The organism is Micromonospora sp. WMMD737, from assembly GCF_049179055.1.
GTDB lineage: Bacteria > Actinomycetota > Actinomycetes > Mycobacteriales > Micromonosporaceae > Micromonospora > Micromonospora reichwaldensis.
On record NZ_JBMHMH010000001.1, the window covers coordinates 7,418,570 to 7,442,500 of the forward strand.

Below are 23,931 nucleotides of genomic sequence, written 5' to 3' on the forward strand. Positions count from 1 at the left end.
GAGGGGTAGGTGCTGCGTCGAGGGGCCTAACGCCCGGTATAGGCTGTCGCTCTGTTCTGCAACATCCACTCAACCGGGAGGTCTCGCGGTGAGCGACCGGGTCATCGACAACCCGATCATCAACTCACCGTATGGGCGGCCGACCCGCCATTTTGCCTTCGACCGCGACGGCATCACCGAGCGGATCGAGGAGCAGCGGCGCCCGTCAAGCTTCTTCATCCCGGTGCCCCGGCCCCGCAAGCGGGGTCAGCAACTCGAGTTGCAGGTCTTCACCGAAGACGACATCAAGCCCAACAAGCAGGTCAACGACGTCCGTGAACGTGTCGACGCCTGGCGAGAGGCCGGCTGGCCGAACGTGACGCCGGTGACGCGACGCCTGCTGGAGTACTGGAGTGATCCGGAGCGGGACAACAAACTCCTGTTCTGCCAGCTCGAAGCCGTCGAAACGGCGATCTTCCTGGCCGAGGGCGCGACCAAGTGGCACGGGAGTTGGATCAACAACGATCTGGACGCGCACAACGCCGAGTACAACAACGGGATGCCGCGCGTCGCGCTGAAGATGGCGACCGGCACCGGTAAGACGGTCGTGATGGCCATGTTGATCGCTTGGCAGACGATCAACAAGGTGCACGCGCCGTACGACAGGACGTTCGCCAAGCGGTTCCTCGTGGTGACGCCCGGCCTCACCATCCGCGACCGGTTGCGAGTGCTGTTGCCCGAAGACGCCGGCAACTACTACCGCGAGCGGGACCTGGTGCCGATCGAGTTCGCTGACGACCTTGGTCAGGCGAAGATCGTTATCACCAACTTCCACGCCTTCCAGCTTCGTGAGACCCGGTTCGGTCGCAACGCGACCGGCAACACCAAGCTCCTGGTAGCGCCCGGGAGGCCCAACCCCTTCCAGGAGACGCCCGCGCAGATGGTCAGCCGGGTGCTGCGCGAACTCGGCGGGTCTTCGGAGATCGTCGTCTTCAATGACGAGGCGCACCACTGCTACCGGGGGCGGATCGGCGACCCCGAGCCGGACGCCGACACCGTCGAGAACCTGCGCGGCGAGGAGCGTAAGGAGGCCGCCGACCGGGCCGAGGAGGCCCGGGTCTGGTTCAGTGGCCTGGAGGCTATCCGGGCCAAGGTCGGCATAAAGAAGGTGTACGACCTCTCCGCGACGCCGTTCTTCCTGGCCGGCTCCGGCTACCGCGAGGGCACGCTCTTCCCTTGGACGGTCAGCGACTTCTCCCTGATCGACGCCATCGAGGCCGGCATCGTCAAGATTCCCCGCGTGCCAGTGGACGACGACCGGGTGGCCAACCGGGTGACGTACCTGAATCTGTGGCAGGAGGTACGGGACGCCCTGCCCAAGGGCGGGCGTAGGTCCAACCAGGGCTTCACCGCAATGGACCTGCCCGGCACGCTGACCGCCGCCCTGCACAGCCTCTACGGCTCATACGTGACGGCGTTCGAGGCATGGGAGAAGTCAGCGGCCGCAGCGCACGGGCAACCGCCGCCCGTGTTCATCGTCGTCTGCAGCAATACGACGATCTCGAAGGCGGTCTACGACTGGATCAGCGGCTACGACCGTGAACAGGGTGGCGCCCTGCTGCCGACCTCTGGACAGCTTCCCCTGTTCAGCAACGTGACGGATGGGCAGTGGCTGCAACGACCGCGGACGATCCTCGTTGACGCAGCGGAGTTCGAGTCCGGGAGCCTGTCACCGGAGTTCCGCCGTGCGGCGGGCCGGGAGATCGCCGAGTTCAAGCAGGAGTACGCGGATCGGTTCCCCGGCCGTACCGCCGACGATATCGACGATGCGGATCTGATGCGAGAGGTGATGAACACCGTCGGCAAGCCGGGAAAGCTCGGTGAACCCGTGCGGTGCGTCGTCAGCGTCTCCATGCTGACGGAGGGGTGGGATGCCAACACGGTCACCCACATTTTGGGAGTGCGAGCCTTCGGCACTCAACTGCTGTGCGAACAGGTGGTCGGGCGAGGCCTGCGGCGACGCTCGTACGTCGCCGACGAGAACGGCATGTTCACCCCCGAGTATGCGGATGTCTACGGCGTTCCGTTTCAGTTCATCCCCACCGTCGCCGTGTCCCGCGAACTGCCGATGAAGCCGGTTCGCAACGTGCGGGCTGAGCCCGACCGGGACGCGAGCAAGCTGGAAATTACCTTCCCTCGGGTGGTCGGCTACCACCTGGAGGTGCCCGACGAGCGGCTGGTGCCCGAGTTCTCGGACCCGGACCTGCGGATGGCCCTCTCCCGGGCCGACCTGCCGACAAAGACCACGGTGGCGGGGCAGGTCGGCGAGGAGGACGTCCACGACCTTGAGCGGTTGAAGCGCTATCGGGGACAGTTTGTGGCGTACCGGCTGGCCACCGAGGTGCTCAAGCGCAAGCTGCGCACCGAGGAGGGCGATCTGCGGCCGTGGTACTTCCCGCAAGTGCTGGAGATCACCCAGGAGTGGCTGCGGCGCTGTGTCGACCTACGCGACGACCAGGCGATCGGTCTCATCCTGCTGCGCGAGGCTGAGGCGGTGGAGAAGATCTGGCAGTCGATCACGTGGCAGGACGGCCGGCGGGAGCGCTGGGTGCTGCCGGTGCTGCGGACGACCGAGCCGATCGGCACAACGTCGAGTGTGGACTTCCGGACGACCCGGGAGGTCTGGCCGACGGACCCGAGGCGGTGCCAGGTCAACCTCGTGACGCTGGACGGCAAGGACGGTAACGCCTGGGAGCGGGCGGTGGCGCAGGCGATCGAGTCGTTGCCAGAGGACCAGGTCGTCGCGTACGTCCGCAACGACCACCTCGACTTCTTCATCCCGTACGAGCATGCCGGCCGGAGCCGGCGGTTCTACCCTGACTTCCTGGTCAAGCTGGCCGATGTTGGCGACGAGATCCCCCGCACCCTGATCGTCGAGGTGTCCGGTGGACGCAAATCGCAGGCCGAGGCGGCGCAGAAGGCGTGGGCCGCCCGTAATCTCTGGGTGCCGGCGGTCAACAACAGCGGCACCTTTGGGCGCTGGAGCTTCTGCGAGCTTCGTGACCCGACCACCGCCAAACGAGATCTCCGACCCGCCATCGAAGCGCTGTTCAAGCTGCAAGGCGCGTCGACGCTCACGGATGTCGTACCCGCCGAAGAGGAGCTGGTCTGATGCCCCCGAGAAGTCGTAAGCCTGTCGCCAGCGTGCCCGTGCAGGCGATCGCGCACCCGACCGACCGGCGAGTGCATCTGCCGACGGCGGATGGTCAGGAGTTCCTCTCGCCCGACGCCGCCCGGATCGAGCAGGTCGTCAAGGAGCGCGATCCGAGCCTGGACCCGCAACTCGTCTGGATCGGCAAGGAGGAACAGAACGCCGAAGACCTGGTGGTCGAGGCCCCGCCGATCTACATCCAGGAGAAGATCGCCCCGCGCGCCCTAGTCGAGGAGATGCGGAGGGTCACCGAAAAATCCCGCCCTCGCGAGAACGAACAACTCGGACTCTTCGCCGACGACTACGCTGACTTCGATGGTCTGGACGAATGGCAGTCCGTCGAGTATTACCAGCACGAGGCCAACTGGTCGAACCGGATGATCCTCGGCGACTCGCTACGGGTCATGGCGTCCCTGGCGGAAAAGGAACGCTTGCGCGGCAAGGTCCAGATGATCTATATCGACCCGCCGTACGGCATCAGGTTCGGCTCCAACTGGCAGATGTCGGCGCGTAAGCGGGACGTCAAGGACGGCAACCTCGCCGATGTGACCCGCGAGGTTGAGCAGATCAAGGCATTCCGGGACACGTGGGAGCTGGGAATCAACTCCTACCTGGCGTACCTGCGGGACCGGCTGTTGATCGCCCGCGACCTTCTCACCGAGTCCGGCAGCATCTTCGTCCAGATCGGCGACGAGAACGTCCACCTGGTTCGCTGCCTCCTCGACGAAATTTTTGGCCCGGAAAACTTCGTGGCTCAGATTACCTTTGCGAAGACGTCTGGAGCCACAGCGCAGTTCCTGCCCGGCACATCTGATTATATTCTGTGGTTTGGGAAGAATCGCGACTCACTTAAATTCAATCGCCTTTTTGAGCTCAAATCGATCAAGGGTGCTGGCGGTGGTGAATATCGTCAGGAGTACCTGCCGGATGGCACAATCGCACCCGCCGGCACATCGCCGAAGGGCAGGCCCTTCCGTCTTGATAACATGACCTCCCCTCGGGTGCGGGAGAACCGTACCGGATACTATCCAATTGTCATTGACGGTCGAGAGTTCCTGCCGGGGGCCGGCGAGTGGAAGACGCACCGCGAGGGCATGCAACGTCTCGTTGCGGCGGGGCGAGTTGTTCCACGCGCCAATTCGTTAGCCTACCTGCGATTTATGGACGACTTTCCCGCTCTGACTATCAACACAATCTGGGCCGATACCGGTGTCGCGGGTAGGCCCGGAGAAAAAGTCTACGTTGTCCAGACGGGGACTAAGGTGCCGGAGCGGTGCATGTTGATGTGCACCGACCCGGGGGACTTGGTGCTGGATCCGACTTGTGGATCTGGAACCACTGCGTACGTGGCTGAGCAGTGGGGGCGACGATGGATCACCATTGATACCTCCCGAGTCGCGATCACCCTTGCGCGGCAGCGGTTGATTGGGGCCAAATATCCGGCTTACCTGCTCGCCGACTCCATTGAGGGCCGGGCTAAGGAACGGGAGTTGTCCGGTGCTGAGCCGCCGCCCACCTTGCCCGGTCATGACGTCCGTAGGGGATTTGTCTACGAGCGGGTGCCGCACGTAACCCTCAAGTCCATCGCCAACAATCCGGACATCAAGGAGGGTATGAGCCCTACGGAGATCGACGCGGCGATTGCCCGGCACGCTGATTATGAACTGCTCTATGATCGGCCGTACGAGGACAAGAAGCGGGTCCGCGTTGCCGGCAAATTCACCGTCGAGAGCCTGTCACCACACCGCCCGGCGACGTTCTCGGTGGGCGATGAACAGGCCAGTGGCACTGACGTGAACGCGTACCACAAGACGATCCTGGACAACCTTGCCAAAGCCGGCGTGCAGAACGGCTGGCGGAACGAACGGCTGGAGTTCGTGTCGTTGGCCCCGCACCCGGGAAAACTCATCCATGCGGAAGCTGCCCGCCGCAACGACGATGGCACCTCGGCGCGGATCGCGGTGAGTGTTGGCCCGCAGTACGGCACGGTGGATGCTGACTGGGTCAAGGATGCGGCCCGGGAGGCGATACGGGGTGTCGGTTTCGACCTGCTACTGGTGTGCGCGTTCGGCTTTGGCGGGCGTGCCAGCGAGGCCGTCGGTGAGTTTGCACCGGAGGGCGACGACTTCGCCACGGTCGCGGAGCAGCGCCAGCTCGGCCGGCTTCCTGTTCTGCTGGTCCGGATGAACGCGGACCTGGCGATGGGCGACACGCTGTTGAAGAAGACGGGGACGGCAAACCTCTTCACGGTTTTCGGCGAGCCGGATATTGCCATCGACCCAGCACCGGATGGGCTCGTGGTGGAAATCCGCGGCGTCGATGTCTACAATCCCACGACCGGTTATCTACGGCCAGACAACGGCGTCGATGACATTGCCCTATGGATGATCGACACGGACTACAACGAGGAAGAGTTCTTCGTCCGGCACATCTACTTCGCCGGCAGCGAGGGCAAGCCGGATGGGCTGGATCCGTACGATCGGCTGCGCAAGGCGCTCCGGGCACAGATCGATGAGTCGGCTTGGGCTAGCCTCTACGGTCACCGGTCCCGCCCGTTCCCCCGACCTGAGTCAGGAAAGATCGCCGTAAAGGTGGTCAACCACTACGGCGACGAGGTAGTCAAGGTCTACGAGGTCTGAGCCGGCAGCTGGTAGCCGTACTCTGCCAACCGGTTCCGGGCGATATCGAGTTCCTCGTCGGTGAACAGCCCGGCGAAGCGGTCCTGTAGCACCACCGCCTCCACGGCGAGGTCGAGTCGGCCCTTCTCCCACAGGGTGGTGAAGCCGCTGGAAACCGAGCTTGCCCTGATCAGCCGCCGGGCCGCTTCCAGCCCGCCTACTTCCTGCACCATTTGCAGGAAGTAGGCGGCGTTGTAGTTCAGCTCCTTCTTGGCTCTGCGATAGCCGTCCAGCATGGCGGCGTGGAACTCGGCGGTGACCTTCGGATTCTGCTCATCGGCGACTCGCCGGCGCGGCACGCTCGGACTTCGATGCGGTTCTGACACCGGCTGCGGCTTGGCGGCCGGTAGAGCTGCTGGCCGATAGGCGGGGTTGCGAGTCAGTGCGATGTGGTCGGCCAGGCCGGTGCCGAGACGCTGCGGGCGTGGCATGCCGCCCGCCAGCAGCGCCCGGGTCAGCGCGGGGTACATGTTGCCGAGAGTCAGCAGCGGTTCGCTGCCCGGAACGCCCTGCCGCAGAGTGTTCAACAGCTCGCCGGTGAAGGCGGTGAACTGCGCACCAACCGGTGCGACCGCAGTTTCGTGGGCAGGCGCGGACGCCAGGGTGTACGTGCCGCGAATGTCGAGCCTTCCGTTGACCGCCGAGGTGGTGCCCGACATCGCTTCCGCAGCGTGCCCGGAGAAGCAGCAGTCCAGGATCAGGATTCGGTTGCGCGCCGGGCTGTCGGCCAGCGCGGACCGGAGCCATTCCATGGGCACGCCCGAGTAGTGCACCCGACGCGGATCGGGGTCCGTGATTTCGACGGCCAGGAACAGGTCACCACGTTGATTGAGCACGCCGTGGCCCGCGTAGTACAGCACGAGTGTGTCCAACGCCTCGTCGACGACGGCGTCAATCTGGTCCCCGACCTGTTGCTGTGTCGTTGGGTCGGTCAGCACTCGACAACTGGATCGATCAAAGCCGCCGGCAACCGGATCAGCCAGGACGTCGGTCAACGCCTGCACGTTGTTGACTACCGCTGGAAGATCGTGCAGGTCTCCGTTGGAGAAGCGCGACGCCCCGATGAGCAGTGCCCGCGACGTCTGCCGATCCGGCAGCCTCGCGCTCATGGCGCCGCCCGGTCCGAGGCCAAGGCGTCGTACAGCTCTTTGACTGAGGCTGCATTACTCGCCTCGACCTCCACCCTCCGGAGGGTCTCGCCCGCTTCGTCGACAACGAACTCCACGCTGATCCGAGCGCGCCGCGTCTGCAACCAGGTTGTCAGGGCGCCGACCAGCACCGCACCCGCACCGCCGCTGCCGAGCGCTACCGAGACCATCTCCACGGCGCCGCCCATCTCGTGCGGGCCAGGCTGGCGAGGCAGGGTCCGCACCCTTCCGCGCAGTTCATCGGTGCGCTGGAGCCAACTGAACAGGGAGTGCAGTTCGCCCGGCCTGCCGTCGATCAGCGACAAGTTGATCAATGCCATGACTCCATTATCCAATAAGGAGAGAGTCAGCTCGCGCAGGACGCGAGGAATCTTGTCCCGGGATGGCAACACTGTTGATTATCCGACAATGTGAAAGGACCCCACGTTAGAGCGCTGGCGGTGCAGCGCCGAGGCGGCGATCGGCTCGCGGCTCTTCCAGTCAGAGGGAGCTGCGCGTACGGTGAGGTACACGATGTACCCCATCAGATGAGGTGTCGTTTCGTGATCAGTCAAAAGCAGCCCACGCCGGGCCAGCGTTTGGAGCGGCTTCGTCGAGCAGTTGGGCTTTCCCGCGAGCGCCTCGCCAACTTGAGCGGACTCTCAGCGACCACGGTGAAGTTCATCGAGAACGGCCGGCGGTCGTTGACCCTGCGTGCCGCGCAACAGTTGGCGCCGCACCTCGGGGTTCGGGACCTCGGTGACCTGTTCGGCCCGTCCGTGGCGTTGTCTCTCGACGGTCGGGTCAGCCATCCCGCAGTCCACGAGGTCCGCCGCGCGTTGACCGCCTGGCACATCATCCTCGACGGTGAACCAGAGAGCGCCGACTACCTACGGGGCGCGGTCGACTCCGCATGGCAGGCCTGGCACACGTCTCGGCACCAGCGCACGGCGGCGGGGGAGATCCTGCCCGGCCTGCTGGACGCCACCCAGCGGGCCGCCCGACTGCACTCCGGCGACGAGCGGCGGGCGAGCCTCGCCCTGCTCGCGCAGACTTACCATCTTGCCCAGGCATACCTGGCCTGGCATGGCGACCGCGAGTTGGTGTGGTTGACCGTCGATCGCGGGATGGCCGCTGCCCTGGACGCGGACGACGCGCTGGCTATCGCACAGGCCAGTTGGTATGCCGCGCACCTGCTGCGCTCGGTCGGCCGCGGAGACGAGGCGCTGGAGCGGCTTCGGGAAGCGCGAGGGCTGATCGAACCGCGCGTGTCGAATGGCGGTCCTGAATGGGCGGAGATGCTCGCGGACCTGCACCTCTGCGGGGCGCTTACTCGCGCCCGGACCGGCGACCAGGGGGCGTGGTCGGATTGGGACGCTGCCCGATCGGTCGTCGACCGGGCGCTGCCCGAGGGCTTCGTGGGCCTGCGGACCCGGGTGTCGCGGCCCTTGGTCGACGTGTACGCGGTCATGTGCGCAGTGGATCTGGGTGATCCGGACGAGGCGCAGCGCCGCGCCCACGCCCTTGACCCGGCGTCGATTCCGTCGACAGAGCGTCGGGGCCGGCACTATGTGGAGCTGGCCCGCTCGGCCGATCTGGAGGGTGCGAGGGAGGCGACCCTGCACCTGCTGGCCCGAGCCGAGGCAACCTCGCCGGAGACGGTCCGCTACTCACCGATGGCACAGGACATGGTCACCCGGCTTTGCCATGAAGCACCGGCGGCCATCCGCGCCGAGGCGGTCGACCTCGCACGTCGAATCGGTGCCACTGACCTCTAGGTACGCCTCGTCACCGGGTACGACGCGTACCCCGGCGGCAAGACTCGACTGCTTAACGTGATCAGGCGATGGCAGCGGGGAGTCCTCCGAGAGTGCTCCCGCTGCCGGTTCTGATGGCGAGGGAGTCGGGATGAGCGGCCAGGAAAGCGTCAGGAAGCCCAGCAGGGGAGAAGAAATCGAGGCGGCCGAACGGGAGGCGGCCAGCCACCGGTTGCTCGCCCAGGCTGAGGCGGAGCGGATTCCGGTCGAGGAGACGACTCGGGCAGTGCCGGACCGGCGGTGGCGCCGTGGGCGGTGAGTCGTTGCCGATCGGTCGGCGGGTGGCGTACTGGCGTAGTCGACGCAGGATGTCTCAGCAGGTGTTCGCCGACCGGATGGGCAAGTCGAAGAGTTGAGTGGACAAGGTCGAGCGTGGCGCCCGGTCGCTCGACAAGGTCTCCACCATCGCGGACGTCGCCGCTGTTCTCCGGATCGACCCGGCGATCCTACTGGGCCGGGACACTCAACCCGCCGACTTGGCTGCGCAGGCTGACGGCGTGGAGCGGATCCGGGCGGCGCTGTCGACGTACGAGATGGCTCTGGACCGGAAGGCACCGGGCCGGGATGTGCCTCCGGCAGTCCAGTTGGCAGACAGCGTCGGGCACGCCTGGACCACCTACCAGCATGCGCGGTACCCACAGTTGGTCAAAGGGTTGCCGGACCTGGTGGTCGCGGCGCAGCGCGGCTACGTTCGGGAGCCTGAGGCGCGACGGGTCTCGCTGGTAGAGGTGTACCGGATCGCTGCATCCCTGCTGTTGAAAATCGGTGAGACCGAGTTGGCGTGGCTCGCTGCCGACCGAGCGATGACGATCGCTACCGGGGATCCAGTGCTGGTGGCCGCTGCGGCGGTGCAGCTTGGGCAGGTGCTGCGCGCCACCGGCCGAGCGCCTTCTGCGGTGCCGATCATGCGGGCTGCCGCCTACCGCATCGCCCCGCCGGACCTCGACGGCGGCCCGGCGGGGTACCTGTCGCTCTGCGGCACGCTGCTCGTGCAAGCTGCCCTCGCTGCGGCCCGGCACGACGACGAGCAGGCCTCGATGAGCTTGATCGACGAGGCGACGGACCTGGCGGCGCGGGTGGGCGACGGCCACGACCACCACCGGACCGGGTTCGGAATTACCGCGACCACGGCGGCGCGCATGCTGGTGGCGTTGGAACTGGGCGACACGGGCGAGGCAATGGCCTGGCACGAGAAGGCGATCGGCAGCGATGGTTGGCGGTGGCTGCCGGCCGAGCACCGCGCTGCCCACTTGGTCGACGCCGCCCGCGCCCACCTTCAGGCAGACGACCCGGCCTCTGCCGGAAAGCTCCTGCTGGACGCTGACCGTGCCGCACCGGCCGAGGTGCGGCACCGGCCCGCTGCCCGCGAGGTGCTCGCCCAGGTGATCCGGAGCCCGGACGCGCCGAGCGCGATCATCCCGATCGCCTCCGCACTCGGGGTATCGGCGGGATGACCGCGCCGTTCCTCTCCCTGCCCCAGATCCTCAACCGGCTGGCCCTCGCCGCCCGTTGGACCCTTCGCGACCACCGTCCCGACCCCGACGGCACCTGCCCGATCTGTCACACGCCCGACTGCCGGGCGGCCACTGCCGCCCGCGAGGTGCTCGAAGCGATCAGGAAGCTGCGCTCGGGCGCAGCTCGCGGCGGAGCGGCGGAGCAGGAGTCGATCGAACTGTTGGCCCCATGAGAGCAACGCAGAGTTCTTCAACGGATCGTTGATAGCCGGCGGTCCGGGTGTCGCGCGGATAGGGTCGGTGCCGTGGTGGCGTACTCCGACCCCCGTCCCGCCGACCTCGCCGGGCTGGCCGACCTGCTCGCCGGCCCGGTGGTGCCGGCCGCCCGGGGCCTGCTCGGCTGCCGGCTGACCGCCGGCGACGTGACCGTCCGGATCACCGAGGTCGAGGCGTACGCCGGGACGGCCGGCGACCCGGCGTCGCACGCGCACCGCGGTCGCACCCCGCGCAACGCCGTCATGTTCGGGCCGGCCGGGCACGCCTACGTCTACTTCACCTACGGCATGCACTGGTGCATGAACGTCGTCACGGGCGTCGAGGGGGAGGCCTCGGCGGTGCTGCTGCGCGCCGGCGAGGTGGTCGACGGCGTCGAGGCGGCCCGGGCCCGGCGCACCGCCGTACGCCGGGACGTCGATCTCGCGCGCGGGCCCGCCCGGCTCTGCGCGGCCCTGGGCATCGACAAGAGCGCCTATGGCCGCTGGCTGCTCGGCGACGGACCCGTCCGGCTGCGCCCGGCCGACGTGCCGGTGCCCGACGAGGCGGTCGCCGCCGGGCCCCGCGTCGGCGTCACCGGCGCGCACGACGTGCCGTGGCGGTTCTGGATCGCCGGCGACCCGACGGTCAGCGCCTACCGCCGGCACGTGCCGCGTAGCCGCTGACCTGCCCGGGAACGCCCGCCGCGCGATCGACGCGTAGGGCGTGGGGGCGTGACGGCGGCCACCGGCGGCGCCTCCGGTGGCGGAATAGTTGACTCGTCAAACATGTTGTGCGGGGCGTCCGGGAGCCGCAGCGGCCCCGGCCAGGGACAACGCGAGGAGCTGGTCATGCAGTTCGGAGTCTTCACCGTCGGCGACGTCACGGTCGACCCGACCACCGGTCGCGAGCCGACCGAGCATGAGCGGATCAAGGCCATGGTCACCATCGCGCTCAAGGCCGAGGAGGTCGGCCTCGACGTCTTCGCCACCGGCGAGCACCACAACCCGCCGTTCGTGCCGTCGTCGCCCACCACCATGCTGGGCTTCATCGCCGCCCGCACCGAGCGCCTGCTGCTCTCCACCTCCACCACGCTGATCACCACCAACGACCCGGTGAAGATCGCCGAGGACTACGCGATGCTCCAGCACCTCGCCGACGGCCGGGTGGACCTGATGATGGGGCGCGGCAACACCGGGCCGGTCTACCCGTGGTTCGGCCAGGACATCCGCAACGGCATCCCCCTCGCCATCGAGAACTACGACCTGCTGCACCGGCTCTGGCGCGAGGACGTAGTCGACTGGAAGGGCCGCTTCCGCACCCCGTTGCAGTCGTTCACGTCGACGCCGCGCCCGCTCGACGGCGTGCCGCCGTTCGTCTGGCACGGCTCGATCCGCAGCCCCGAGATCGCCGAGCAGGCCGCCTACTACGGCGACGGCTTCTTCGCCAACCACATCTTCTGGCCGAAGGAGCACACCCAGCGGATGGTCGGGCTCTACCGGCAGCGCTACGCCCACTACGGCCACGGCTCCGCCGACCAGGCCATCGTGGGCCTCGGCGGGCAGGTGTTCATGCGGCGCAACTCGCAGGACGCGGTACGGGAGTTCCGGCCGTACTTCGACAACGCGCCCGTCTACGGGCACGGCCCGTCGCTGGAGGAGTTCACCGCGCAGACCCCGCTGACCGTCGGCAGTCCGCAGCAGGTCATCGACCGCACGCTGGGCTTCCGCGACTACGTCGGCGACTACCAGCGCCAGCTGTTCCTCATGGACCACGCCGGCCTGCCCCTGAAGACCGTGCTGGAGCAGCTCGACCTGCTCGGCGAGGAGGTCGTCCCCGTGCTGCGCAAGGAGTTCGAGTCGCTGCGCCCGGCGCATGTGCCGGCGGCGCCCACCCACGCGACCCTGCGGGACGCCGCCACCAGCGGCGACGCCGCGGATCGGGCCGGGACGGGAGCGGGCCGATGACCCGCCGCACCCTCGCCGTGGTGTCGGCCGGGCTGAGCCAGCCCTCGTCGACCCGGCTGCTCGCCGACCAGCTCGCCGCGGCCACCCGCGACGAGCTGGTCCGGCGCGGCGACGACGTCGACGTCCGCCCCGTCGAGCTGCGCGAGCACGCCCACGACATCGTCAACCACCTGCTGACCGGCTTCCCGTCGCCCGCGCTGCGGGAGGTGCTCGACACGGTCACCGGCGCGGACGGGCTGATCGCCGTCACGCCCATCTTCCACGCCTCGTACAACGGGCTGTTCAAGTCGTTCTTCGACCTGGTCGAATCCGGCGCGCTCGCGGACCGGCCGGTGCTGGTCGGCGCCACCGGCGGAACGGCCCGGCACTCGCTGGCGCTGGAGCACGCCCTGCGCCCGATGTTCGCCCCCCTGCGGTCGGTCGTGGTCCCCACCGCCGTCTTCGCCGCCGGTGAGGACTGGTCCGCCGGGTCCGCCGACGGCGCGCTGCGGGCGCGGATCGCCCGCGCCGGCGGCGAGCTGGCCGATCAGGTCCACCGGCGGCCGGCATCCACCGGCCCCGCCGACCCGTTCGCCCTCACCACCAGCTTCGACGAGCTGCTCGGCGGCCGGGACCACTGATCGCCGCCGACCCGCCGACCCCGCCCGGGGCCGGCGGGTCGGGGCACGTCAGCGGGCGTGACCGTACGGGCGGGCCACCAGCACCGGGCAGTGCGCGTGCTGCACGAGGGCCTGGCTGACCGAGCCGAGCAGCAGCCCGGCGAACCCGCCCCGGCCCCGGGAGCCGACCACCACCAGCGCCGCGTCCCCGCTGGCCTCGACGAGTGCCTGCTCGGCCTTCGGCGCCCGGAGCACCCGCTCCTCCACGGCCAGCCCCGGGTGGCTGCCCCGGACGGCCGCCGCGGCGGTGGCCAGCAGCTCGGCGGCCTGCGTCTCCGTCGCCTCGTCCGCCGGCGCGCGGTCCGGGGGCCCGACGTGCAACAGCACCAGCCCGTCGCCCCGGCGGGCCGCCTCGTCGGCCGCGTACCCGACCGCCAGCTCGGCGGGCTCCGACCCGTCCACCCCGACCAGCACCGGCCCGGCGACGGGGATCGGCTCCTCGGCGGGGCGCACCACCAGCACCGGGCAGTGCGCGTGGGCGGCCACCTGCGTGCCGACCGAGCCGAGCAGCAGCCCGGCGAAGCCGCCCAGCCCCCGGCTGCCCACCACCACCAGCTCGGCCCGCCGGGACTCCTCCACCAGCGTCGCACCCGGCCCGCCCGCCACCTGGCGTACCTCGACGGTCAGCCCCGGGCAGCGCTCGGCGAGGTCGGCGGCCGTCGTCTCCAACATCTTCTGCGCCTCCTCGGTCGGCGCCGGCAACCCCAGGTCGTACGGGTTGACCGGCACGCCGTAACCGAGCGGATGCAGGTATCCGTGCACCAGGTGCAGGGGGCGGGACCGCAGCACGGCGGCCCGGGCGGCGTGCTCCGCCGCCAGCAGGCTCGCCGGTGATCCGTCCACACCCACCACCACGGGTCGGTTCATGAGCCCTCCCAGAGATCGATCAGGCCATTGTCGACGCGGCACCGCCGACCCGCCGGCATTTGCGTCGACGCCGCCGTGCCGGCCGGGGGAGCGGCCGACGCGACGGCGTCGCGGTGCGGTGACCGGATCAGGACGCGTCGGCCCGCTTCGGGTGCCGCACGATCACCAGCGGGCAGTGCGCGTGGTGCAGCACCGCGTGGCTGACCGAGCCGAGCAGCAGCCCGCCCAGCGCGCCCCGGCCGCGCGCCCCCACGACCACCAACTGGGCCCGCTTCGACTCCTCCACCAGTACGCCGCCCGGGGAGCCCCGGACCAGCCGGTGCTGCACCGGCACGTCGGGGTAGCGCTCGGCGAAGCCGGCGACGGACTCCGCGAGGGCCCGTTCCTCGTCCGCGGCGTAGGCGTCCAGGTCGTACACCAGGGGCAGGATGTCACCCGGGCCGACCGGCGTGGGATAGAGCCAGGCCTGCACGGCGAGCAGCGGGGCACCCCGGCGGCTCGCCTCCTCGAAGGCGAATTCCACGGCCTCGAGGGAGCACTCGGAGCCGTCGACGCCCACCACGACCGGACCGTCGGCGCGCTGCTCGCCGCGCACCACGAGGACGGGCACCTGCGCGTGGGCGGAGACCTGCACGGTGACGGAGCCGAGCAGCAGCCCGGCGAAACCGCCCAGGCCCCGGTGGCCCAGCACCAGCAGGGCGGCGTCCCGGGACTCCCCGAGCAGGACGGGGGTCGCCGCGCCGTCGACCACCACGCCGGTCACCGGCACGTCCGGGGCCGTCTTGGTGGCCTCGGCGATCGCCTCGGCGACGTATCGCTCGGCCTGGTTGCGCAGACCGGCGCCGGCCGGCGCGCCCTCGGCGGCACCGAGCGGGGCGCGCGTCAGGGGCCAGATGAAGGCGTGCACGACCCGCAGCGGACGCTGCCGCTGCGCCGCCTCCCGCGCCGCCGCCCGGACCGCGTCGAGCGCGGCGGCCGAGCCGTCCACACCCACCACGACGGGGGCACCGGTGTTGATGGTCATCGACTCCTCCTTCGTCCACCTTCAGCCTGCTTCGTCCGCACGCTACCCGTCAGAGGCGGTCGTCCCGACCAGCGGGACCTTGGTCCCGAATCGCAGGCTGGCGGTCACCGGGCGGGCCGTCCGCCACCGGCGCGCTCCCCGCGGGCCGACCGACACCGGCCACCGCCTCCGGACCCCGCGCGCTCCCGTCCCGCATGGGCGCGTCCGCCGGGCCGTCGCCGCCACCCGGGCGGCGGGCCAGCCGCAGCACCAGCCCGGGCAGCACGCTGACGGCGGCGCAGGCCAGCAGCTCCGCCGCGTCGAGCGGCTGCGTGCCGAGCAGCTCCCGCAGCGGCGGCAGCAGCACCCCGGCGACCTGGAGCAGCGCGGAGACCGCCACCGCCACCGGCAGCGCCAGGTTGCCGTGCCGGGCGCCGTGCGGTCGTGGCGCGCGGACCGCGAGCGCCACCCCGAGCTGGGCCAGGCCGAGCACCACGAAGACCACCGACTGCCAGGGCCGGCCCCAGTGCGCGGCGAGCACACCGGCGCCGAGCACCACGGCGGCGATCAGCCCGCCGGTGACCAGCACGTCGCGGCCCAGGCCGGCCCCGAGCACCGACTCCGACGGGGAGCGCGGCGCCCGGCGCAGGGTGCCGGGCTCCGCCGGCTCCGCGCCCAGCGCCACGCCCGGCACGCCGTGGGTGAGCAGGTTCACCCAGAGGATCTGCGCCGGCAGCAGCGGTACGGCCAGCCCGAACAGCGGGCCGAGCAGCATGACGGCGATCTCGGCGACCCCGCCCGAGAGCGCGTAGCGCAGGAACCGCCGGATGTTGTCGTAGATGCGGCGGCCCTCACCGATCGCGGTGGCCACCGTGGACAGGTCGTCGTCGACGAGCACCAGGTCGGCGGCCTGCCGGGCGACCTCCGTACCGCCGCCCATCGCCACCCCGATGTCGGCGCGACGCAGCGCGGGGGCATCGTTCACCCCGTCGCCGGTCATCGCCACCACGTGCCCCCGCGACTGGAGGCCGGCGATGATGTCGAGCTTCTGCTCCGGCTGGGTCCGCGCGAACACCCGCGCCTGCGGGTGCGCCCGCGCCGGGTCGCCGTCGTCCCCGCGTACCACCGGATCGCCCTCGCGCCAGAGCCCCAACTGGCCGCCGATCGCCGCGGCGGTCGCCGGGTGGTCGCCCGTGACCAGCACCAGCCGGACCCCGGCGTCGTCGAAGCTGCCCGCGATGTCGGCCGCGCCCGCGCGCAGCGGGTCGCCGACGGCGACCAGCCCCACGGGCCGCAGCCCGACCGGCCGGGCGGGATCGGCCGGCGGGGTGTCCACCACGGCGGACGCGACGGCCAGCACCCGCAGCCCCTCGGCGGCCAGCCGGTGCGCGACGGCGGTCAGCTCGGCGATCTCCTCGGCGGAGGCGTCGACAAGCGGCGCGGCCAGCACGTTCTCCGGTGCGCCCTTGCACACCACCAGGTACCGCTGGTCGCAGGAGCGGTGCACGGTGGTCATCCGGCGCAGCTCCTGGTCGAAGGGGTGCTCCGCGACGCGCGGCCACGCCGACCGGGTGAGCTCCGGGTCGAGGCCGCACCGGCCGGCGAAGGCGACCAGGGCCGCCTCCAGCGGGTCGCCGACGGCTGCCCACTCCGGCCGCTCGTCGGTGGGCGGGGCCAGGGTCGCGTCGTTGCAGAGCAGCCCGGCGCGCGCCAGGCGGCGCAGGTCGTCCGGTACGGCCACCGGCGCGCCCCGCTGGTGCACCGCGCCCTGCGGCGCGTAGCCGCTGCCGGTGACGCCGTAGCGGGAGCCGCCGGCGGTGACGGCGTGCTGCACCGCCATCCGGCCCTCGGTGAGCGTGCCCGTCTTGTCGGAGGCGATGACGGTGACGGAGCCGAGCGTCTCGACCGCGTGCAGCCGGCGGGGGATGGCCCGCGCCCCGGCCATCCGGCGGGCGCCGAGGGCGAGGGCGAGGGTGACGACCGCCGGCAGCGACTCGGGCACGGCCGCCACCACGAGGCTCACCGCGGTGACCGCCATGTCGACCACCGGCCGCCCGCTGACGACGCCGATGACGAAGACCACCCCCGAGAGCACCACCGCGGCGAAGCCGAGCATCCGGCCGAGCGCGGCGAGGCGGCGCTGCAACGGGGTGGCGGCGGGCCGGGTGGACGCCACCAGGGCGGTGATCCGGCCGAGCGCGCTCGCGGCGCCCGTGCGTACCACCGTTCCGGTGGCCCGCCCGGTGGTGACGACGGTCCCCGCGCTGGCCTCCTCGCCCACGGCCCGGGTCACCGGCACCGACTCCCCGGTCAGCGCCGACTCGTCGACGCTCAGCCGGGCCGCCTCGGCGAGCAGCAGGTCGGCCGGAACCACGTCGCCGGCCTCGACCCGCACCAGGTCACCACGGACGAGGTCGGCGGCGGGCAGGACGACGTCGCGGCCGTCCCGGACGACCCGGGCGGTGGGCGCGGCGAGCTGGTCCAACGCGGCGATCGCCCGGTCGGCGCGAACCTCCTGGACCACGCCGATGGCGGTGTTCACCAGCACCACCAGCACGATCACCGCGGTGTCCGGGTAGTCGCGCAGCACGGTGGTGACCACGGCGGCGGCCAGCAGCAGCGCCACCAGCGGGTCGCTGAGCTGGTGCAGGACGCGCCCGCCCAGACGGCGCCGGGCCGGCGCGACCGCCGCGTTCGGCCCGTCCGCGCGCAGTCGCGCGGCGGCCTCCGCCGAGCTGAGCCCGGCCGCCGGCCTGGTCGAGGTCTCAGCGGGCACCGGTACGCCCCCATGGCCGCCGTTCTCCGCACCGTCCCACATCGCCCTCCGCCCTGCCGGCGCCGTCGCGGCGCACCGTCCCGATCCCACCCTCGTCCCGTCGGACGGCACCGGCCAGGGGAGTTCCGCCCGACTGACCCGGGACCAACGGCCCTGCCGCCCACGGCCGGCGCGCGGGTGCGACGCGGATCCGGTAGCGCCACCGGGCGTCCCGGCCAGCGGTCCGGTGGCCGCGGATCCGGCAGCGCCACCGGGCGTCCCGGCCGGCCGGGCGGCCAGCGGTCCCGTTGTCGGTGGTCGGCCCTATCCTCGGGCCCGTGACCGCCGAGCTGCGCCTGCGCCCCGTCCGCGACGACGACCTGCCTCACTTCTTCGCCCACGAGCAGGACGTCGAGGCCAACTGGATGGCCGCCTTCGGCCCGGAGGACCCTGCCGACCGGGAGCGCTTCGACGCCCACTGGCGCCGCGTGCGCGCCGACGAGCGCAACGTTCCGCGCACCGTGGTCGTCGGCGACGAGGTCGTCGGCCACGTGGTCGCGTTCCCGGCCGACGGGCGCACCGAGGTCAGCTACTGGATCGACCCGCGACGCTGGGGCCGGGGCCACGCCACCGCGGCGCTCGCCGCGCTGCTGCGCGAGCTGCCCCAACGGCCGGTGCACGCCCGCGCCGCCAAGGACAACCGCGCCTCGCTCGCCGTGCTGCGCAAGTGCGGCTTCGTCGTCATCGGCGAGGACCGGGGTTACGCCAACGGCCGGGGTACCGAGGTGGAGGAATGGGTGCTGGAGCTGGCCGGCGACTGAGCCGTCGCCGCCCGCCGGGTCACCGCATCCGCGCGTTCACTACTCTCGCGGGGTGAACTGGCTGGAACTGATCGGCTGGACCGGCTCCGCGCTGCTGGTCTGGTCGCTGCTGCAGACGCGCATCCTCCGGCTGCGTGCCCTGAACCTGGTCGGCTGTCTGATCCTGATCGGTTACAACGCCGCCGTGCAGGTCTGGCCCATGGTCGGGCTGAACGTCGTACTCGCCGTGATCAACGTCTGGTACCTGCGGAGCATGCTCGCCACCCGCCACGACGAGGCTACCTACCAGGTGGTCGAGGTCGGCGTCGACGACCAGTTCCTGGCCCACACGCTGAGTGTGCACGCCGCCGACATCGCCCGGTTCAACCCCGGCTTCCGCTGGCCCCCCGGCACCGCCGCCGAACGCTCGGCGTTCCTGGTCGTACGCGCCGACGAGGTGGTCGGCGTGGTGCTGTCGCACGCCGAGGCGGACGGCGTGGCGCAGGTCGACCTCGACTACGTGACCCGGCGGTTCCGCGACTTCACCCCGGGCGAGTTCGTCTACCGGCGCAGCAGCCTCTTCACCGACCGCGGCTTCCGCCGGGTGATCACCCCGCCCGGCATGGTCGCCCCGTACTACCACCGGCTGGGTTTCCGCCCCGAGGGCCGCTCGTACGCCCTCGACCTGCCCGCCCCGCCGGTTGCCGGGCGGATCTGATCACATCCCGCCCGGGGCGAGGATTCGCCGGCCGGTCCGGTGGGCACAGAGTGCCCTACGCCGGCCGGGACCTTCGGCCGGCGGTGCCCGTCGTGCCGGCGGGCACCTGTCCCGCGTGAGGAGAGCCGGGCGTGCAGAGCATCTGGACCCAACTGGCCCTGGTCGGCGTCCTGGTCGTCCTCAACGCGGTCTTCGCGGGCAGCGAGATGGCCCTGGTCTCGCTGCGGGACAGCCAGATCCAGCGGCTGGAACGCACCAGCCGGGCCGGGCGGGTGCTGGCCCGCCTCGCCAAGGACCCGAACCGCTTCCTGGCCACCATCCAGATCGGGATCACCCTCGCCGGCTTCCTCGCCTCCGCCGCGGCGGCGGTGTCGCTGGCCAAGCCCCTCGTACCGCTCCTCAGCGCGCTCGGCGGCGCCGCCGAGACCGTCGCGATCGTGGCGGTCACCCTGGTGCTGACCTTCGTCACCCTGGTCTTCGGCGAGCTGGCCCCGAAGCGGATCGCCATGCAGGCCGCCGAGCGGTGGGCCCTGCTGGTGGCCCGCCCACTCGACCTGCTGTCCTCCGTGACCCGGCCGGCCGTCTGGGCCCTCGGCGCCACCAGCGACCTGGTGGTACGCCTCGTCGGGCTCAACCCGAAGCACGAGCCCGACGAGATCGGCCCTGACGAGCTGCGGGACATCGTCGCCGGCAACCACGGCTTCACCAAGGAGCAGCGGACCATCATCGCCGGCGCCGTCGAGATCGCCGACCGGCAGCTGCGGGCGGTCCTCGTACCCCGGTTGCAGGTCTTCACGCTCGACAGCGGCACCACGGCGGAGGCCGCGCGGCTGCTGCTGGCCGCCACCGGCCACTCCCGGGCGCCGGTGGTCCGGCATGGCGGCCTCGACGACGCGGTCGGCGTGATCCACCTGCGTGACCTCGTCGGCGTCCCCGACGACCGGCCGGTCGACGAGTGCGCCCGCCCGCCGATGCTGCTGCCGGACTCCCTGCCGGTGGTGGACGCGCTGCGGCAGTTCAAGGCCGAACGCCAGCACATCGCCCTGGTCGTCGACGAGCGGGGCGCGGTCGACGGGATCGTCACCCTGGAGGACATCCTCGAGGAGATCGTCGGGGAGATCTACGACGAGACCGACCGGGACGTGCGCTCCGTGCGCACCGAGCCCGACGGCGCCCTGCTGCTTCCCGGCACCTTCCCCGTGCACGACCTCGTCGATCTGGGCGTCGAGCTGCCCAGCCGTCCGGGCGGCGACTACACCACCATCGCGGGCCTCCTGCTCGCCTGCCTCGGCCACATCCCCACCGTGGCGGGGGAGAGCGTCGTCGTGGACGGCTGGGAGCTGGAGGTGACCCGCATCGACCACCGCGCCATCGTCGGGGTCCGGCTGCGCCGGCGGGCCGAGCCGGCGCCCGACGAGGCCGAGGCCGTGCTGGACGAGGCCCGGGGCTGACGCACCTTCGCTGCCGCCTTGCGGCCGGCACCGTCACGTGCCTCGGCCGGCAGCGCCGTCACGCGCCTCAACCGGCAGCGCCGTCACGCGTCTCGGCCGGTCAAGGCCAGCCCTCGTTGGGCAGGCCTGCGCTCGGCGGGCAGGCCTGCGCTCGGCGGGTCAGGCCGGGTAGAGGTTCTGCAGCCGGACCTGGCCGCGGGCCACGAGCCGGGCGTCGGCGTCGGTGATCTCCACCTGCCAGAGCTGCTGGCTGCGCCCCCGGTGCACGGGGGTGCCCACGGCGGTCAGCTCACCGTCGCGGACCGCGCGGAGGAAGTCCGTCTGGTTCGACACGCCCACGACGCGCCCGCGCTCGCCGAGCCACAGCGACCCGCCGATGCTGGCGGCCGTCTCGACCACCGAGCAGTACACGCCGCCGTGCTGGATCCCGAACGGCTGGTGCAGCTCGGGGCGGACCTGCCAACGGATCACCACCCGGTCGCCGTCGACCTCGTCGAGCTTGAGGCCGAGCAGCGCGACGAAGCCACCCGTCAGGTCCGGCACGTCCACGGTGGTCCCCTCCTTGATCACGGCGTGGCCAGCCTACGCCGCGGCTCGCCCGGGCAAACCCGGTACTGCCCGCTGGGGCTCGTGAGGGAGAATCGGTGACCGTGACCGACAGCAGCCTCCCGCCGCCCGGGCGGGACTCCCTGACCGACGACCTGCGCTGGCGGGGCCTGATCCAGGACTCCACCGGCCTCGACGAGCTGCGTACGCTGCTCGACGGCGGCTCCATCGCCTACTACGTGGGCTTCGATCCGACGGCGCCGAGCCTGCACGTCGGCCACCTCATGCAGGTCGCCACGGCCCGTCGGCTCCAGCTTGCCGGGCACCGTCCGCTGCTGCTCGTCGGCGGCGCCACCGGCCAGATCGGCGACCCGAAGGAGAGCGCCGAGCGGAGCCTCAACCCGCCCGAGGTGGTCGCCGGCTGGGTGGCGCGGATCCGCGACCAGCTCGCCCCCTTCGTCTCGTACGAGGGCGAGAACGCGGCGCACCTGGTCAACAACCTGGACTGGACCGGCGAGATGTCGGTGGTCGAGTTCCTCCGCGACGTCGGCAAGCACTTCCCGGTCAACAAGATGCTGGCCCGGGAGGTGGTCAAGGCCCGGCTGGAGAGCGGCATCAGCTTCACCGAGTTCAGCTACCAGCTGCTCCAGGCGAACGACTTCTTCGAGCTGCACCGCCGGCACGGCTGCCGGCTCCAGTTCGGCGGCTCGGACCAGTGGGGCAACATCACCGCCGGCGTCGACTACGTCCGCCGGCGCGGCGCCGGGCCCGTGCAGGCGTTCACCACGCCGCTGGTGACGAAGTCCGACGGCACGAAGTTCGGCAAGACCGAGGGCGGCGCGATCTGGCTCGACCCCGAGATGACCAGCCCGTACGCGTTCTACCAGTTCTGGGTCAACGTCGACGACCGGGACGTGAGTCGCTACCTGCGCTACTTCAGCTTCCGCTCCCGGGAGGAGCTGGAGGCGCTGGAGAAGGAGACTGCCGAGCGACCGGCGGCCCGGGCGGCGCAGCGGGCGCTCGCCGAGGAGTTGACCACGCTGGTGCACGGCGAGCGGGAGATGGCGCAGGCGGTCGCCGCGAGCCAGGCGCTCTTCGGCCGCGGCTCGCTGGACGGGCTGGCGCCGGCGACGCTGCGGGCCGCGCTGACCGAGGCCGGCCTCGTCCACGTCGACGAGCTGCCCGACGTCGCCGGACTGCTGCGGGACTCCGGGCTGGTCCCGAGCCTCAAGGAGGCGCGCCGGGTGATCGCCGAGGGCGGCGCCTACGTGAACAACACCCGGATCACCGAGACGGACGCCACGGTGGGCCCCGGCGACCTGCTGCACGGCCGGTACCTGGTGCTGCGTCGCGGCAAGCGGTCGTTCGCCGGGGTCGAGCTGCGCGGTTAGCCGTACGTTTCCAGACGTGACGTGGGACGCCCCCGGCGGATTTGACGATCGATCCGCCGGGGGCGTAACTTTCTCTCTGCCAGCGCGGAACGGACGAACCGGGGCAAATTAACCGGAGGCCGGGCGCGGCAACGAGCTTTCGGGTCCGGCGAGTTGCACTCACCGGCCCGTGACCGGGCGGTGCCCCGGATCCGCCGCGAGGCGGATTTGGCGAGGCGGAGCCGACCGGGTATGGTTCATCGCCGGTAGGGAACCGGGCGAGCTCGCGGGAGACTGCGGCGGCCGGCCTACCGGAAGTCACGATCGACAACGGCGCAAGCCGATGTCGTGTGCGCCCGGAAAATGGGTTGAAGTGGTGCGGATCGCTACGAAGCGGTTTGACACGGCGGAAACCACCGGGTAACGTAGTAAAAGTGCCCGGCGCGGGAAGCGGCGGGTGCGGTGAACGAAATGCCCCGGGTCGGGTGCTCCACGGTGTGGGGTTTCTGGGCGGTGTGTGGTTGTTCTTTGAGAACTCAACAGGGTGCTTGATAAGCCAGTGCCAATTATGTTTTATACCCCGGACTGGCAGACCGTTTATGGTTTGTTGGTCTTGGATTCCTTTGGCAACACTTTTTGTTGTCGGGATGACTGTTCGACAAGTTTTTGTTGGAGAGTTTGATCCTGGCTCAGGACGAACGCTGGCGGCGTGCTTAACACATGCAAGTCGAGCGGAAAGGCCCTTCGGGGTACTCGAGCGGCGAACGGGTGAGTAACACGTGAGCAACCTGCCCTAGGCTTTGGGATAACCCTCGGAAACGGGGGCTAATACCGAATAGGACCACCGGTCGCATGGTTGGTGGTGGAAAGTTTTTCGGCCTGGGATGGGCTCGCGGCCTATCAGCTTGTTGGTGGGGTGATGGCCTACCAAGGCGACGACGGGTAGCCGGCCTGAGAGGGCGACCGGCCACACTGGGACTGAGACACGGCCCAGACTCCTACGGGAGGCAGCAGTGGGGAATATTGCACAATGGGCGGAAGCCTGATGCAGCGACGCCGCGTGAGGGATGACGGCCTTCGGGTTGTAAACCTCTTTCAGCAGGGACGAAGCGTAAGTGACGGTACCTGCAGAAGAAGCACCGGCCAACTACGTGCCAGCAGCCGCGGTAAGACGTAGGGTGCGAGCGTTGTCCGGATTTATTGGGCGTAAAGAGCTCGTAGGCGGCTTGTCGCGTCGACTGTGAAAACCCGCAGCTCAACTGCGGGCCTGCAGTCGA

Annotated in this window: 19 protein-coding genes and 1 rRNA gene (1 of these 20 running past the window's edge); 14 read left to right on the forward strand and 6 right to left on the reverse strand. The window is 70.5% G+C overall.

Going from position 1 to position 23,931, the window contains the following annotated elements:
• Positions 1-88: 88 nt before the first annotated feature.
• On the forward strand, positions 89-3,151 hold the full coding sequence (locus tag ACN27A_RS32905) for a BPTD_3080 family restriction endonuclease (protein WP_421458303.1): 3,063 nt from the start codon (positions 89-91) through the stop codon (positions 3,149-3,151).
• 32 nt (positions 3,152-3,183) lie between these two features.
• Positions 3,184-5,829: a site-specific DNA-methyltransferase gene (locus tag ACN27A_RS32910; RefSeq protein WP_421458304.1), complete on the forward strand. Its 2,646-nt coding sequence runs from the start codon at positions 3,184-3,186 to the stop codon at positions 5,827-5,829.
• On the opposite strand, the gene ACN27A_RS32915 is transcribed toward ACN27A_RS32910, so the two are convergent.
• Both ACN27A_RS32915 and ACN27A_RS32920 read right to left on the reverse strand, forming a co-directional pair.
• Positions 5,817-6,977 carry a caspase family protein gene (locus ACN27A_RS32915; RefSeq protein ID WP_421458305.1) on the reverse strand — a complete coding sequence of 387 codons (1,161 nt, stop codon included), beginning with the start codon at positions 6,975-6,977 and terminating at the stop codon, positions 5,817-5,819. The two genes, ACN27A_RS32910 and ACN27A_RS32915, sit on opposite strands and share 13 nt — an antisense overlap.
• Positions 6,974-7,336 carry an effector-associated constant component EACC1 gene (locus tag ACN27A_RS32920; protein WP_421458306.1) on the reverse strand — a complete coding sequence of 121 codons (363 nt, stop codon included), beginning with the start codon at positions 7,334-7,336 and terminating at the stop codon, positions 6,974-6,976. The genes ACN27A_RS32915 and ACN27A_RS32920 overlap by 4 nt, the downstream gene beginning before the upstream one ends.
• A 225-nt stretch (positions 7,337-7,561) precedes the next feature.
• Between ACN27A_RS32920 and ACN27A_RS32925 the strand changes: the two genes are divergently transcribed.
• The 7 genes from ACN27A_RS32925 (at position 7,562) to ACN27A_RS32955 (ending at position 13,105) form a co-directional block, all read left to right on the forward strand.
• A complete protein-coding gene (locus tag ACN27A_RS32925) occupies positions 7,562-8,773 on the forward strand; it encodes a helix-turn-helix domain-containing protein (protein WP_421458731.1) in 1,212 nt (403 codons plus the stop codon).
• A 130-nt stretch (positions 8,774-8,903) separates the two neighbouring features.
• Positions 8,904-9,071: a hypothetical protein gene (locus tag ACN27A_RS32930; protein ID WP_421458307.1), complete on the forward strand. Its 168-nt coding sequence runs from the start codon at positions 8,904-8,906 to the stop codon at positions 9,069-9,071.
• 97 nt (positions 9,072-9,168) lie between these two features.
• On the forward strand, positions 9,169-10,266 hold the full coding sequence (locus ACN27A_RS32935) for an XRE family transcriptional regulator (protein ID WP_421458308.1): 1,098 nt from the start codon (positions 9,169-9,171) through the stop codon (positions 10,264-10,266).
• A complete protein-coding gene (locus ACN27A_RS32940) occupies positions 10,263-10,499 on the forward strand; it encodes a hypothetical protein (RefSeq protein ID WP_421458309.1) in 237 nt (78 codons plus the stop codon). Before ACN27A_RS32935 ends, ACN27A_RS32940 begins: the two co-directional genes overlap by 4 nt.
• Positions 10,500-10,571: 72 nt before the next feature.
• Entirely contained in the window at positions 10,572-11,204 is a 633-nt protein-coding gene (locus tag ACN27A_RS32945; RefSeq protein WP_421458310.1) for a DNA-3-methyladenine glycosylase, read from the forward strand.
• Positions 11,205-11,369: 165 nt separating this feature from the next.
• Positions 11,370-12,485 (forward strand): LLM class flavin-dependent oxidoreductase, encoded by a 1,116-nt coding sequence (locus ACN27A_RS32950; RefSeq protein WP_393172157.1) that lies wholly within the window; start codon positions 11,370-11,372, stop codon positions 12,483-12,485.
• Complete coding sequence (locus tag ACN27A_RS32955; protein WP_421458311.1) at positions 12,482-13,105, forward strand: FMN reductase; 624 nt, start codon at positions 12,482-12,484, stop codon at positions 13,103-13,105. Before ACN27A_RS32950 ends, ACN27A_RS32955 begins: the two co-directional genes overlap by 4 nt.
• A 48-nt stretch (positions 13,106-13,153) precedes the next feature.
• On the opposite strand, the gene ACN27A_RS32960 is transcribed toward ACN27A_RS32955, so the two are convergent.
• From ACN27A_RS32960 to ACN27A_RS32970, 3 genes are all read right to left on the reverse strand, one after another.
• Positions 13,154-14,011, reverse strand: a complete 858-nt coding sequence (locus ACN27A_RS32960) for a universal stress protein (protein WP_357579132.1) — start codon at positions 14,009-14,011, stop codon at positions 13,154-13,156.
• A 127-nt stretch (positions 14,012-14,138) separates the two neighbouring features.
• Positions 14,139-15,035 carry a universal stress protein gene (locus ACN27A_RS32965; RefSeq protein WP_421458312.1) on the reverse strand — a complete coding sequence of 299 codons (897 nt, stop codon included), beginning with the start codon at positions 15,033-15,035 and terminating at the stop codon, positions 14,139-14,141.
• A 49-nt stretch (positions 15,036-15,084) separates the two neighbouring features.
• Positions 15,085-17,832 (reverse strand): cation-translocating P-type ATPase, encoded by a 2,748-nt coding sequence (locus tag ACN27A_RS32970; protein ID WP_421458313.1) that lies wholly within the window; start codon positions 17,830-17,832, stop codon positions 15,085-15,087.
• A gap of 275 nt (positions 17,833-18,107) precedes the next feature.
• On the opposite strand from ACN27A_RS32970, the gene ACN27A_RS32975 reads away from it, so the two are divergent.
• From ACN27A_RS32975 to ACN27A_RS32985, 3 genes are all read left to right on the forward strand, one after another.
• Positions 18,108-18,590 (forward strand): GNAT family N-acetyltransferase, encoded by a 483-nt coding sequence (locus tag ACN27A_RS32975; protein WP_311414705.1) that lies wholly within the window; start codon positions 18,108-18,110, stop codon positions 18,588-18,590.
• A 52-nt stretch (positions 18,591-18,642) separates the two neighbouring features.
• On the forward strand, positions 18,643-19,287 hold the full coding sequence (locus ACN27A_RS32980; protein WP_132240207.1) for a hypothetical protein: 645 nt from the start codon (positions 18,643-18,645) through the stop codon (positions 19,285-19,287).
• Positions 19,288-19,418: 131 nt separating this feature from the next.
• Complete coding sequence (locus ACN27A_RS32985; protein ID WP_421458314.1) at positions 19,419-20,738, forward strand: hemolysin family protein; 1,320 nt, start codon at positions 19,419-19,421, stop codon at positions 20,736-20,738.
• 159 nt (positions 20,739-20,897) lie between these two features.
• Here the strand turns inward: ACN27A_RS32985 and ACN27A_RS32990 are convergent, their stop codons facing one another.
• Positions 20,898-21,287: a PaaI family thioesterase gene (locus ACN27A_RS32990; protein WP_393172193.1), complete on the reverse strand. Its 390-nt coding sequence runs from the start codon at positions 21,285-21,287 to the stop codon at positions 20,898-20,900.
• Positions 21,288-21,388: 101 nt separating this feature from the next.
• Between ACN27A_RS32990 and tyrS the strand changes: the two genes are divergently transcribed.
• Entirely contained in the window at positions 21,389-22,675 is a 1,287-nt protein-coding gene (tyrS, locus tag ACN27A_RS32995) for a tyrosine--tRNA ligase (protein WP_421458733.1), read from the forward strand.
• Positions 22,676-23,320: 645 nt separating this feature from the next.
• Positions 23,321-23,931, forward strand: a 16S ribosomal RNA gene (locus tag ACN27A_RS33000); it runs 904 nt beyond the window's last position.

Coding starts and splice junctions, on each gene's coding strand:
- ACN27A_RS32915 (WP_421458305.1), bottom strand. CDS start 6,977: ATGAGCGCGAGGCTGCCGGATCGGCAGACGTCGCGGGCACTGCTCATC.
- ACN27A_RS32920 (WP_421458306.1), bottom strand. CDS start 7,336: ATGGCATTGATCAACTTGTCGCTGATCGACGGCAGGCCGGGCGAACTG.
- ACN27A_RS32930 (WP_421458307.1), top strand. CDS start 8,904: ATGAGCGGCCAGGAAAGCGTCAGGAAGCCCAGCAGGGGAGAAGAAATC.
- ACN27A_RS32940 (WP_421458309.1), top strand. CDS start 10,263: ATGACCGCGCCGTTCCTCTCCCTGCCCCAGATCCTCAACCGGCTGGCC.
- ACN27A_RS32950 (WP_393172157.1), top strand. CDS start 11,370: ATGCAGTTCGGAGTCTTCACCGTCGGCGACGTCACGGTCGACCCGACC.
- ACN27A_RS32955 (WP_421458311.1), top strand. CDS start 12,482: ATGACCCGCCGCACCCTCGCCGTGGTGTCGGCCGGGCTGAGCCAGCCC.
- ACN27A_RS32960 (WP_357579132.1), bottom strand. CDS start 14,011: ATGAACCGACCCGTGGTGGTGGGTGTGGACGGATCACCGGCGAGCCTG.
- ACN27A_RS32965 (WP_421458312.1), bottom strand. CDS start 15,035: ATGACCATCAACACCGGTGCCCCCGTCGTGGTGGGTGTGGACGGCTCG.
- ACN27A_RS32970 (WP_421458313.1), bottom strand. CDS start 17,832: ATGTGGGACGGTGCGGAGAACGGCGGCCATGGGGGCGTACCGGTGCCC.